Genomic DNA, 12,037 nt, shown 5'->3' with positions numbered 1-12,037 from the left:
TGCCGGCTTACGCGGTATGGGCGTCGCATTGGTGCCCGACTCTCCCGGAGGGGCCTAAAGTTCTAGGCCCAGCGCTAAGGCGGCGCCCACGCTAACTGAAGAATCGCGGGACGAGCCGAGCAACTGGCCCGATCCGCATCGAACCATCAAATGCCTTCACTGATTGCCCTCACGACCGTTCGATTGAACGGCAACATCGCCCAACTGACGCGACCGTTCCGCTCAGCTTATGCCTTGGGCTCCACCCACCGGATGGCTCTCGTCAAGAAGACCGCTTTGGGTTCTCCCACCAGGACCCGCACCATCGAGCCGGCCGCGGCGAAGCCTGTGCCAAAGCGCAAGGTCCCGGTGATGCGAACCTCCAAGGGCAAGACCGGGACGACTGCCGACCGTATCAACCAGGCGACGCTCGAGCTCGCCTCTGGTTTGAGCCAGGCATTAGACGAGCTTATGATTCGGAACGACCGGGTACGATGGAGCGCGCGGTCATTCGACCGACTGCGGCACCGTTCAAAAGCCCGTTCAAATGCCGGACTCCCAGACTTTTGATAGCTAAGTCTTTGAAAATTGGCGCCCCGCGCAGGATAAAGGTAACGAATACGTATCGCCGTTAACGCTACGCTAGAAGCGCCAATCTGCGCAACGTGCCGCCCTTCCCCGATATAGCCAGCCACTAATACTACTCCGCCGAGCCTGCAGGATGGTTGTATTGACGGACGAAAAGCGGGGGGAAGTAGCCCGCTTCCTAAGTTGAACCATCGTAGCGGGTTCATTGATCTCGCACGCAGCGGACCCGTCCCTGACCGACTGCCCTTTCGAGACGGGCGCGCCGTCCAACCGCCAGCCTTGCCATTTTTTGAACCGATTGCGCGCCGGCGGCTTATCTCCGCTTGGAACTGAGATATATGTGTTTCATTTTAATATTGTTGATGATACGCATGTGCTATGGAATCCTCGCCCGACCCGGAACATTGGTTAGCACTGCTGCACCAACTACCCGCGAAGCCACCCTACATGCGCGTGAAGATTTGGCGTCGCTTACAAGCGATTGGCGCGGTGCCGCTCAAAAACGCGGTTCATGTGCTCCCCCGTCGCGAGCAAAACGAAGCCGCATTCCGCGACCTGCTGGGAGAGATCACGAACAGCGGCGGCGAGGCGGTGCTGATCAACGCGCAGATGATCGAAGGCCAAAGCGACGCGGAGCTACGAGGGCTTTTCGACGCTGCGCGTGACGCCGACTATGACGAGGTGGCCCTGGCCGCACACAGGCTGCTCGACACCGGGCCGACGTCGGGGGCCGAGATTGCGAAACTCCAGAGACGGCTTTCCGAGATTGTCCGGCTAGACTTCTTTGGCGCTCACGGCCGTCAAGGTGCGGAGGCGGCGCTGCGGGAGTTGGACGAAAAGCGCTATGCCCATCCCGATGTCGGCCGCACGGGCGAAGCGGCTGCGTTTCCGCCCGCCGACCTCAAGAATCGCGTCTGGGTGACGCGGCGCGGCGTCCATGTCGATCGCATCGCCTGCGCTTGGCTGATCCGACGATTCGTCGACCCCCACGCCAGCTTCAAGTTCGTCGATGGCAGGAGCTACACGCCCGATGCGGGCGAGCTGCGCTTCGACATGGCCGATGCCGAGTTCACCCACGAACAAGACCGGTGCAGCTTCGAGACGATCGTGAGGCGAGCTAGGCTCGAAGATGATCCCGCACTCGTCGCGATCGGCGAGATTATCCATGACCTGGACATAGCGGACGGCAAGTTCGGGCGCTCCGAGACGGCAGGCCTTGGTGCCATGCTTGCAGGCGTATGCGCGTCCACAGATGACGATCTCAAGCGCATCGCCAACGCAAGCGACGCGCTGGACGGCTTCTACACGCATTTCACTCTGGGCAGTCCACTCGATCGGCAGTCAGCGCAGCGCGTTCGACCATCGGTCGAGGGATGACGATCATGATCTGAGGAACGTAGCGAATGAGCACAAACGTGGCGGATGGGGCATTGGCTCCTGAGAACGGAGGCACATTGCCCGACCTTTCTTATGCGCAGATTTTCGCGAAGTTCCTGCGGTTCGGCTTCCTGGCCTGGGGTGGCCCGATCGCCCAGATCGCGATGATCCGCCGTGAGCTGGTCGATGAGGAACACTGGGTCTCCAGCGCCAGGTTCAACCGCATCCTCGCCGTCTATCAGGTGCTCCCTGGTCCGGAGGCGCACGAGCTGTGCGTCTTCTTCGGCACGCTTCCCAAGGGAAAGCTCGGCGGCCTTCTTGCGGGTCTGGGATTCATGATGCCGGGCTTCGTCCTAATGTTCGCGCTGTCGTGGCTGTATCTCTCCACCGGGATCATGCAGACTGCCGCCGCGACCGCGGCATTTCTCGGAGTTCAACCCGCCGTCATCGCCCTGATCGTGCGCGCCGTGCACCGGATTGGCGGTCACATCCTGCTCGACCGCTGGCTTTGGGGTATCGCGGGCGTCGCCGGCCTGGCGGCCCTCGTCGGCACTCCGTTCTGGCTCACCCTGCCGATCGCGGGCCTCGTCTATATGTTCGCGGCGCGCCATCAGCGGGTGATGGCCGGCCTGCTCATGGCCGTGCTCGTCGGGGTCGGCCTCTACTTCGCCTGGGTCACTTTCGGCAGTACGGTCGGTGGGGATGCGGTCTCGGCGCAAGCCATCGCAAACCAAAAGCCGTCGCTGCTGGAGCTTTTCATCTCGGGCCTCAAGGCCGGGCTCCTCACCTTTGGCGGGGCCTACACAGTCATCCCGTTCCTGCGTGCAGATGCGGTCGGCAATGGATGGATGACGGATGCGCAGTTCCTCGACGGGCTCGCCTTATCGGGAATTCTGCCGGCGCCCCTGATCATCTTCTCGACGTTCATCGGATATTTCGGCGGCGGCCCACTCGGAGCGATCGTCATGACGATCGGCATCTTTCTGCCGGCATTCAGCTTTTCTCTGTTCTTTCATGACCAGCTTGAACGGTTGGTAGACAGCGAAAAGATCAAGACCTTCCTAGAGGGAATATCCGCAGCGGTCGTCGGGCTGATCGCCGCCACGACGCTGGAACTAGGGCAAAAGACTCTCGTGAACGTGCCCGGCGTGGTGATCCCGCTCGCAATCTTCGCCGTCGCCCTCGCGCTCCTTTATGTGTTCAAGGCCAAAACGACGATCCTGTGGGTTGTTCTCGCCGCGGCGGGGACGGGCCTTGTCCTGTTCGGATGATCGCGACGCACCATCACTCTTACGCAGCCTAATCAATCATATTGGAAAGGACCGAACGTGGCGATCGACAATCTCTCCCGACGCAGTGCAATCGCAACCCTAGGCATAGGAGCCGCCGCCATGACGATCAACGAAGCCTCCGCCCAGACGCCGGCCGCCGCGCCGCCGACTGTCCCCGCCTTTGCCGGCAACCATCAGATCAAGCCGCTCAAGTTCAATCCGGCCAAGCTCGAGGGCCTGTCCGAGCGATTGATCACGTCGCATCACGAGAACAACTATGCCGGCTCGGTCAGGACGCTGAACGCATTGCGGCCACGGCTGGCCGCCGCGCTCGCCGATACCGAAGCGCCGCCTGCCATCTACGGCGGCCTCAAGCGCGAGGAACTGCACCGTACCGGCTCGGTGGTGCTGCATGAAATCTACTTCGACGGGTTGGGCGGCGACGGTCAGGCGGCCGGTTCGGTCCGCGACGCGATCGACGCCGCCTTCGGCTCATTCGCGAACTGGGAGGCCGAGTTCCGGCGCACTGGCATGAGCCTGGCGGGAGGGTCGGGCTGGACGATCCTGGGTTACAACCTCCACACCCGCTCGCTCAACAATCACTGGGCTTGGGACCATATGCACGGCGCGGCGGCTGGCGTGCCGGTGCTCGTCCTCGATATGTACGAGCACAGCTTCCACATGGACTATGGCACCCAGGCAGCCAGATATATCGATGCCTGGTTCAAGAACCTCGACTGGGAAGCAGTCGACCGCCGCTATGCGCATGCGATCGCCGCCGCCAGCGCCTGAGTTGGAAAGCGGCGATGAACGGGAAGCGAGCGAAGTCAGCCTTGACCACTTGCCCCAAGATCGGCCTGCTGTGGCGAACCGACGTCCCCACCAGCCCCGCGGACGCGCACAGCGCGCGCCAGTGGCCGATCATGGCAGCCCTGCGTGAGCTGGGCGGCGAGGTCGAGGCGATTGGATATGCCGACGAGACGGCTGGTACAGCGCGCGACCGTCTGCTGACTTGCGACGGCGTGATGGTCTGGGCCGACCCGATCAGCGACGCCGGTGACCGCTCAAGGCTCGATCCGATTTTGCACGAGGCGGCGGGGGCGGGCGTCTCGATCAGTGCGCATCCCGATGTCATCGCGAAGATGGGCGTGAAAAACGTGCTTCATTCCACGCGCGCGCTAGGCTGGGGCACGGACACCCACCGCTACGCCGATCTAGAGGAACTGCGCGCGCTGCTCCCTGAACGCCTCGCTTCCGGGGCGCGTGTGCTCAAGGAAAACCGGAGCAATGGCGGCCGGGGCGTGTGGCGGGTCGAAGTTGTTGACCGGGGGCGCGGCGCCCAACCCAACGTTTCGGTCCTTCACGCCGCGCGGGGCAGCGTTCCGCTTGAGATGCCCCTCGATGCCCTGATCGATCGGTTCGCACCCTATTTCGAGCGGGGCGAATGCCTCATCGACCAACCCTTCCAGCCGCGGCTCGGAGAGGGCATGATTCGCTGCTATGTCAGCGCGGACAAGGTCGTCGGTTTCGGGCATCAACTGATCCGCGCGCTGTTGCCGCCACCCCCCGAAGGGGTCGACTCGCCGGAGGCGCAGCCAAATCCACGGGTCATGCACCCCGCCGATGCGGGCGCTTTTCAGTCGCTCAGAGACAGTATGGAACAGTCGTGGATACCTGGTTTGCAGCACATCCTCGCCGTCGAGCGTGACGAGCTCCCGCTGCTCTGGGATGCTGACTTCCTCTACGGGCCAAAGCATGATCGCGGCTCGGACAGCTATGTCTTGTGCGAGATCAACGTCAGCTCGGTAGCGCCGTTTCCGCCCAGCGCCGTGCGGCCGGTAGCCGAGGCCGCGTATCGGCGCGCGGTTGCCGCGCGGGAGCGCCGTGTCGCCGGCCGAGGAACCGCCGCTTCGCCGGCATAAGCGTTCGCGCGTTCCGGGACACGCTAGTCGGTCTCTGGACTAGCGGAGCGTTTTCGGTCGCGCTTAGTCAGCGATGCGCATTCAAGGCGGCCGTCTCCGCCAATTCCCGCGGTAGTCTGATTTCGACGGCCAGGCCCGGCTGGAGCCGTGCAAACGTCAGTGTTCCGCGGTGCAGCCGAGCCACGGCGTCGGCAATCGCGAGGCCGAGACCGTTGCCGGATTTACGCCGCGCTCGGTCCAAGCGCCCGAACGGGCGCAACATCTCCTCGACCTCGCCATCGGTTACGCCAGGACCGTCGTCCGCGACCGCCATCGTCACCGTGCCCGCGTGCTCGGTGACCGAAACATCGATCCGAGCGTGCTCACGGGAGTATTTGAGCGCGTTCTCGATCAGGTTGGCGAGCGCGCGCGCCAGCAAGTCGGCGTCACCGGCGACCGCCGTGCGAACCGAGCGGACCGAGATGTGGCGGCCGGAAGCCTCAATCTCCGCACGGTAGGCATCCACCACCCGGTCCACGATCTCCGCCAGATCGATCGGCTCAAATCGCGCGCGAGCATTACCGGCATCGATTTCCGCCAACTCCAGCACCGCGCTGAACAGACGGAGTGCCTCGTCCAGCCCCGCCATCGCCCGTCCCAGCGCCGCGGTCCGTTTCTCGCCATCGGGCTGCGCGAGCGCCGTTTCGACCGCGTGCCTCACGCGTGTCAGCGGCGTGCGCAGGTCATGAGCGACCTCCGCCGACACGCGGCGGATCGTGGCGACGAGCGTGTCGATTTGGTCGAGCATTCGATCGATCGCCAACGCGAGCTGATCAAGATCGGTGCGCGCGTGAACTGGAGCTCCAGTCCGCGCAGAGAGATCTCCGCCCTCGACCGCGCGGACAGTGACGTTGATCCGCTTCATCTGGCGGAGCGTCTGCCGCGTGGCAAAGAGGCCTGCGACGATGCCAAAGACCAACGCGATTCCGCCGGCGATCAGAGTGGCCCCGAAAACAGCGTCGCGGATCGCTTCGCTTCGCTCCATGTCCTCCCCGACGATTAGAAGGGAGCCATCGGGAAGGCGTTGCGTCAGCGCCAGTAAATGAACGCCCTCGATGCCAGGTCGCGGCGAAGGCTGATCGGCGAAATGCCAACCGGTCTCTCGCGGCACCACCTGAAGGTCGCCGATCAACGTGCGTCCCTCTGGACCAATGAGATAATACTCAGGCGAACCCGGCCGTTCGGCCTTCGTCCGGATCATGGCAAGTGCGCGATCAAGCCCTCCCCGGTCCGCCTCGACGGCGATGACATGCGACTCCAGCTCGATGCGGTTTCGAGCCTCGCGTTCAACGACCCCACGCGTTGCGATCCAGCCGCCGAGCGCGCCGGCGACCATGCTGATGACGAGCAGCAGCGCGTTGAGGGCAACAAGACGCGACACCGTCGAGCGCAACAGCCGGCTAATCACTCCAAGCGGCATAGCCTTCCCCACGCACGGTATGGATCAGGGGGGGATCGTCACCGCGATCGATCTTGGCCCGCAGCCGACTGATATGGCTTTCGACGAGGTTCCTGCCAGGATCGAAACGGAACTTCCACACGGTCTCCAGCAGCATCAACCGCGTGAGCACGGCCGGCGAGTTCAGCATCAGTAGTTCGAGAAGCTGGAACTCGCGCGGTATTAGTTCGATCGGCGTGTCGCCTCTCCGCACCGTCCGAGCGAGGCGGTCGAGCGTCAAGTCGCCCAGCGAGAGGATGCTGGGCGGGCCGGCTGCGCGGCGCTGCAGCGCTTCAACGCGCGCGACGAGTTCGGCGATTGCGAACGGTTTGACAAGATAGTCGTCGGCTCCACCTTCAAGACCTTCGACTCGTTGGCCCACTGAGCCTAGCGCCGTAAGCATCAGCACGGGTGCTACGACTTGCCGACGGCGCAGCTCGGTGACGACCGATAGCCCATCCATCTCTGGCAGCATTCGGTCAACGATCAGCAACGCGTGGGCGCCGCTCGCGGCGCGATCAAGTCCGCTTTTCCCATCCTCCTCCCAATCCACGGCATGACCACGAGCACGCAGCGCTTCAACGACAGCGCTCCCCGTATCCTCGTCATCCTCGATCAGTAGCAGGCGCATAGTGCGGAGGCATCTCCTCTGCGTTGTTGGAGAACCATAGCCTTGTGCGAGGAGCATCGACAGCGCGCTCCAATGTCGTTTGCCGCCGGCCGCTTTCGCACAAGGGTATGTTTGCGCGTTCTAGTGCAAAATGCCGCCAGCGGACCTTGTGAATCTACAAGGTGCCTTGCGGTCCGCGCCGATGCATGAGTCTCGCAGCCTTGGCGTGCCCGAAGAAGCATCGACCATCATGTCATTATGCATCAGGAGCTGAAGCAAAACTATGCGAACGGTGTTGTTATCGGGGTTGGCTACGCTGCTGCTAGCCGCGCCTGCTTGGGCGGCTCCGGACTGGACGAAGGTTGACGCCGCGCTGGGGCGCGTCGGCGTCGAGCAGGCCGACGGAGTTCGTCGCTACGGATTTCCTCGCTCCGACCTGCGCGTTGTCCTGGATGGCGTCTCGATAGAGCCTTCGCTGGCGCTCGGCTCCTGGGCCGCGTTTCAGCCGATAGGTGACGACGTGATGGTAATGGGCGATCTTGTGCTCACGCACGAGGAAGTGAACCCCGTGATGACCCGCCTTTTACAAGGCGGATTCACCATCACCGCGCTCCACAATCACCTGCTGCGGTCCGCGCCCGGCACCATGTACATGCACATAGCTGCGCATGGCGATCCGGTAAGGCTAGCGGCGGCGCTGCGCCAAGCCATTGCCGCAAGCCGCACCCCAATGTCTCCACCGTCTCCTGGCGCGGGAGCACCCTCCCGCCTCGATCTCAACTCCGATGCTCTGGACGAGCTGATGGGAGCCGAAGGCAGGGTCAATGGCGGCGTTCTGCAATACAGTATTCCCCGTGCGGAGCGGCTCATGGATGGCGGCATGGTGACGCCTCAATCAATGGGAACCGCGACCGCAATCAATTTTCAGCCTACCGGCGGCGGCAAGGCGGCGATCACGGGCGATTTCGTCCTCATCGCGAGCGAAGTAGACCCCGTCCTTCGAGCGCTTCGAGCGAACGGGATCGAAGTCACCGCACTTCACAATCATATGTTGAACGACGAGCCGCGCCTGTTCTTCCTGCACTTTTGGGCCAATGACGACGCGGCAAAGCTCGCACGCGGTCTCCGCTCGGCACTCGACACAATGAACAATCGACAAAATTAAGATCGGACGACGGCCAGTCGGGCCGCGACCGCCGCCCGTTCATCCCCCGGCCCCGAAGGAAGTGGAACGGAACATGGCTAGCAAACGAACTCTCGTCATCGGAGCCAGCGCTGCTGTTTTGGCGGTGGCAGGCGTGGCGCTCGCAGCGCAGCAGAACCATGAGGCGAACGAAAACCGCATTATCGGCGAGCATAGCGAGGAAGAAGTCGCGCTCGACCAGGTGCCGGCGGCCGCGATGAACGCCGCACGCACACGACTCGCGTCCGTCCGCGAAGCCGAGCTGGTGACCAGAAAGGCGGACGGCAGCACGCTCTACGAGATCGAAGGCAAGGACCAAGCTGGCAAGAACGTGGAGCTGTTCGTAACGCCGACAGGCCAAATCCTCGGGAATGAAAACGACAGCGATGAGGATGGCGACTGAACTCTCACTCGCCTGAATGGGCCTGAGTGAGGGTAAGGCCCATTCCTTGATAACAACATCCGAGGATCAAGTATGTTTAGGACTATCGGTTATAGCATCGGAGCGTGTCTATCATCCGTCGTACTCGCTGCTTCTAGTTATGCGCAGGAACAACCGACTGATACGAACGGCTCTGAACTTGTTGCAAGTTGCCGCGCCAACAACCCAGCGTGCGGCGCGTACCTTCAAGGCGTGCTGGACATGATGATAGTGGCGCGGGGTAGCGAGTGTGGGGCGCCGCGTTACGATCGGAATAGATTGCGTTCAGCCTATCTGCGCTGGGCAGAAGACAATGCCTACTTCATGGACGTTCACATGGTCGCTGGCGCCGAACAAGCATTGGCTGAAGCTTGGCCTTGCTCGCCGCGACGATAGGAGGAAGTTGCGTCATTCCCAATCGCTCCGCAGCGGCGCTCAGATAGGGTTGTTTCTGGCAGGTATCTGATATCACTGAACGGAGTAAGGAGTTCCGCTTGCCCTTTGAAATCCGCCAGCTTCGTTATGCTATCGCCGCGGCGGATCATGGTAGTTTTTACAGAGCCGCCCGGGCACTTGATATTGAACAATCGACCCTCAGTCGCTCCATCTCGAAATTGGAGCGCTCGATAGGAATGTCTATCTTCGAGCGGTCGCGGGCTGGGGTCAAAACGACGCTCGCCGGAGCCGCGTTTATTCGTGGCGCGCGACCAATGGTGGCAACGGCAGATAAGCTAGTCACCATGATGCTTGCAGCCGGCCAGGGCCGCGCTGGCGGTTTACTGCTCGGGTATAATAGTTCGGTCTCCGCCGGCAATCTCCGAGCGACCCTCATTAGCTGGCGCGAAGCGCATCCTGACGTCGAACTGGAATGCGTCGAGGCGGATCGCAGCCTTCTGCTCGCTGGGCTCGACACGGGCGAAATCGACATAGCGATCCTGATGGGGACGCCCAGCCACAACGGGTTTCGCTGCGAGCCGCTATGGAGCGAGCGGATGCTAGCCGCGTTGCCCGCCTCACATCCGTTGGCTCAACGTGACATCATTCACTGGACGGATCTTCGGGGCGAGCACTTCCTTCTGCCTGCGGCCGATCCCGGCCCGGAAATTCGCGACATGCTGCTTGGCAGACTTCCGATCTCCGGCGGTAAGCCTGACATCCGGATGTCGCGGGCGAGCCGTGAGACCGTGCTGAGCATCCTCGGCGCCAATTCGGGCGTCACCATTGTCTGCGAGGGATCGACCGGAGCGATCTATCCTAGTGTCGTCTATCGGCCGATTCATGGCGAACAAGGACCGGCACTGACAGGATACTCGGGTTGCTGGCGAGACGACAATCGCAATCCAGCGTTGCGGCGCTTTCTTGGATTCATCAAGACCCGCTATGCTCTGTCTTTTGATTTCTCGCCAAGATTTCGGTAAACTAGACATCCAGTTAGTGGAGTTAGTTTCGATGTCACAAGGCAGGACCATAATCATCGTTCTTGTTACTTTAGTCATCGGCTTCACAGGCGGTTTTTTCTTGCGGCCGGTCCTCGCCCCCCTTCGTCAAACAGCGGTCGCCGTCAGTCCGGCTGCCGCCGTGCCTCAGCCGACCGCAGCGCGCGGCACTCAGTATTTCGCGGCCAATCTCGACGAGGCTCGGCAGATCGTAACAGGGTGTCGTGACGGGTCGGTGCGCGGTGATGAATGCGCCAACGCTGAGCAGGCAGTTATCGAGGTCGATAGCCGGGATCGCTTCAAGCGTTTCACCGGCAACTGAAAGCCGGGAACCTCTCAACTGCCTTGCGCGCGGTGGCGACGAAAGCCGCGGTCGGTGTCCATGAAGCGTGCAAGCATAGGCGCCACCAGCTTTTCGGGCGGCATAGGTTGCTGTCCGGTCTCCGCCGCGAGCGCGGCGGCGTAGGCGACAAGATCGCGGTGGACCCCGGCGGGTAGCTCCACAGCCAGTTTGACAGGCCGATCGTCCACCAATGGCCCCAGCTTCAATTTTGTCATCGTGTCGCTCCCAAAGGTTCGAGCACCAGGTCGCGGGTGATGACCACGCGCAGCGGATGGCCCGGCCGGATGGTGAGGGTCGGCTGCACATTGAGCTGCCGCCGAACGATCTGCTGGCCGGTCTGATTGATCGTGTCCTGCGAGCCGCGCCGCAGCGCGCGGGTCAAGTCATCCTCGCTGTCGGCTCCCAGCTCGGCGCCGACGCCGAGCAGCGTCGAGACGGCCGCCGCCCTGAGCAGATTGCCCCAATGCTGATTCACGCGGTCCTGTAGGCCCGCGAACCCAGCGCCGTCCGCGCCGGGCTGGCGCTCGAGAACGATCGAGCGCCCGTCCGGCATGATGAGCCGGTCCCAGGCGAGGAGAACACGGGTCTGCCCGGCGGTGATCTCGCTGTCGTATTCGCCGATCAGCCGGGCACCTTGCGGGATGAGCAAGATGCGGCCTGTCGGGCTGTCATAGACGTTCTGCGTCACCTGCGCCGTTATCTGGCCGGGCAGATCGGACCTGATCCCGGTGATGAGCGCCGCCGGGATGATGCTTCCGGCCTGCACGATGTTGGGCGACGGGGGTGCGGTCAGCCGCTCCGCGCTCACCGTTCGCTGGTTCGAGGCTTGCGCCATGAAAGCGCGCCGGCCAGCTTGATCGCCCTGCGCTGCGCTCGCCTGCTGCGTTGGCTGAGCGGCTTGGTCGGGCAAGATCAGCGATGGGGCCGGCGCCGTTCCAGCGTAGCCCGCGTTGCCGCCGAGAAATACGCCACTCATGCGGGCAGCGTCGCGTTCCTGCTGGGCGCGCTGGCGCGCAGCCTCCTCGGCCTGCACGCGCGGATCAGGTTGGGCCGGCTGCGTGCCGATCGGCGGCACGGGCACGTTTTCGCCGCGCTGCTGGGCGGACACGATCGGGCCGCCGAGGTCGCCGGGAAGTGGCGGCCCAAGGCGCGGCGCTTGAGAATAGTCCCTCGGTCCCGAGGTGATGGTCTCGGCCGTGGCGCGGCTCTCGGTGTTGTAGAGTTCTTCCGCCTGCCGTTCACCAGCCGGTTTGAGCGCGTAGATCAGCGAGCCGCCGATACCGAGGCCGGCGGCCACGCCTATGACGGTCAGCGCCTTACGGGACAGACGCATGACGCGGGGCGGATCGCCTCGAAGCTGGAATGGCTTTGGATCGGCGAGAAGCGGCTGCGGCGCGGCCGGCTCGGCGGAGGGAATGTCGGTGGACAAG

14 protein-coding genes are annotated in these 12,037 nt (G+C 63.1%); 10 read left to right on the top strand and 4 right to left on the bottom strand.

Annotated elements, in window-relative coordinates; translation table 11 throughout:
* Positions 1-150: 150 nt before the first annotated feature.
* From CMV14_RS19345 to CMV14_RS19325, 5 genes are all read left to right on the top strand, one after another.
* The gene (locus CMV14_RS19345) at positions 151-549 is read left to right on the top strand and encodes a hypothetical protein (RefSeq protein ID WP_066961372.1); all 399 of its coding nucleotides are present in this window, start codon (positions 151-153) and stop codon (positions 547-549) included.
* A 396-nt stretch (positions 550-945) separates the two neighbouring features.
* Positions 946-1,944 (top strand): chromate resistance protein ChrB domain-containing protein, encoded by a 999-nt coding sequence (locus CMV14_RS19340; protein WP_066961368.1) that lies wholly within the window; start codon positions 946-948, stop codon positions 1,942-1,944.
* A gap of 26 nt (positions 1,945-1,970) precedes the next feature.
* Positions 1,971-3,215 (top strand): chromate efflux transporter, encoded by a 1,245-nt coding sequence (chrA, locus tag CMV14_RS19335; RefSeq protein WP_066961365.1) that lies wholly within the window; start codon positions 1,971-1,973, stop codon positions 3,213-3,215.
* Between the two features lie 120 nt (positions 3,216-3,335).
* Complete coding sequence (locus CMV14_RS19330) at positions 3,336-4,007, top strand: superoxide dismutase (RefSeq protein ID WP_176489053.1); 672 nt, start codon at positions 3,336-3,338, stop codon at positions 4,005-4,007.
* Positions 4,008-4,021: 14 nt separating this feature from the next.
* Positions 4,022-5,137 (top strand): Cj0069 family protein, encoded by a 1,116-nt coding sequence (locus CMV14_RS19325; protein ID WP_096367793.1) that lies wholly within the window; start codon positions 4,022-4,024, stop codon positions 5,135-5,137.
* Between the two features lie 67 nt (positions 5,138-5,204).
* On the opposite strand, the gene CMV14_RS19320 is transcribed toward CMV14_RS19325, so the two are convergent.
* Together CMV14_RS19320 and CMV14_RS19315 are read right to left on the bottom strand one after the other, a co-directional pair.
* Positions 5,205-6,596: a sensor histidine kinase gene (locus CMV14_RS19320; protein ID WP_066961361.1), complete on the bottom strand. Its 1,392-nt coding sequence runs from the start codon at positions 6,594-6,596 to the stop codon at positions 5,205-5,207.
* Positions 6,577-7,245, bottom strand: coding sequence for a response regulator transcription factor (locus CMV14_RS19315; protein ID WP_066961358.1), 669 nt, complete (start codon positions 7,243-7,245; stop codon positions 6,577-6,579). The genes CMV14_RS19320 and CMV14_RS19315 overlap by 20 nt, the downstream gene beginning before the upstream one ends.
* 262 nt (positions 7,246-7,507) lie before the next feature.
* Between CMV14_RS19315 and CMV14_RS19310 the strand changes: the two genes are divergently transcribed.
* From CMV14_RS19310 to CMV14_RS19295, 5 genes are all read left to right on the top strand, one after another.
* On the top strand, positions 7,508-8,389 hold the full coding sequence (locus CMV14_RS19310) for a DUF1259 domain-containing protein (RefSeq protein ID WP_066961355.1): 882 nt from the start codon (positions 7,508-7,510) through the stop codon (positions 8,387-8,389).
* A 73-nt stretch (positions 8,390-8,462) separates the two neighbouring features.
* Positions 8,463-8,810, top strand: coding sequence for a hypothetical protein (locus CMV14_RS19305; protein WP_066961352.1), 348 nt, complete (start codon positions 8,463-8,465; stop codon positions 8,808-8,810).
* Between the two features lie 72 nt (positions 8,811-8,882).
* Positions 8,883-9,224 (top strand): Rap1a/Tai family immunity protein, encoded by a 342-nt coding sequence (locus tag CMV14_RS27625; RefSeq protein ID WP_376785211.1) that lies wholly within the window; start codon positions 8,883-8,885, stop codon positions 9,222-9,224.
* 98 nt (positions 9,225-9,322) lie between these two features.
* Entirely contained in the window at positions 9,323-10,246 is a 924-nt protein-coding gene (locus CMV14_RS19300) for a LysR family transcriptional regulator (RefSeq protein ID WP_066961345.1), read from the top strand.
* Positions 10,209-10,586, top strand: a complete 378-nt coding sequence (locus tag CMV14_RS19295; protein WP_313634563.1) for a hypothetical protein — start codon at positions 10,209-10,211, stop codon at positions 10,584-10,586. Before CMV14_RS19300 ends, CMV14_RS19295 begins: the two co-directional genes overlap by 38 nt.
* Before the next feature lie 14 nt (positions 10,587-10,600).
* On the opposite strand, the gene CMV14_RS19290 is transcribed toward CMV14_RS19295, so the two are convergent.
* Positions 10,601-10,822 carry a DUF2274 domain-containing protein gene (locus CMV14_RS19290; RefSeq protein WP_066961341.1) on the bottom strand — a complete coding sequence of 74 codons (222 nt, stop codon included), beginning with the start codon at positions 10,820-10,822 and terminating at the stop codon, positions 10,601-10,603.
* Positions 10,819-12,036 (bottom strand): TraB/TrbI/VirB10 family type IV secretion system protein, encoded by a 1,218-nt coding sequence (locus CMV14_RS19285; protein WP_408014342.1) that lies wholly within the window; start codon positions 12,034-12,036, stop codon positions 10,819-10,821. The genes CMV14_RS19290 and CMV14_RS19285 overlap by 4 nt, the downstream gene beginning before the upstream one ends.
* Position 12,037: the final 1 nt, after the last annotated feature.

Origin of the sequence: Rhizorhabdus dicambivorans (assembly GCF_002355275.1) — a bacterium.
GTDB classification, from domain to species: Bacteria; Pseudomonadota; Alphaproteobacteria; order Sphingomonadales; family Sphingomonadaceae; genus Rhizorhabdus; species Rhizorhabdus dicambivorans.
Note: the sequence above shows the minus strand (reverse complement) of the source record. Positions and strands in the feature narration are given on the sequence as shown.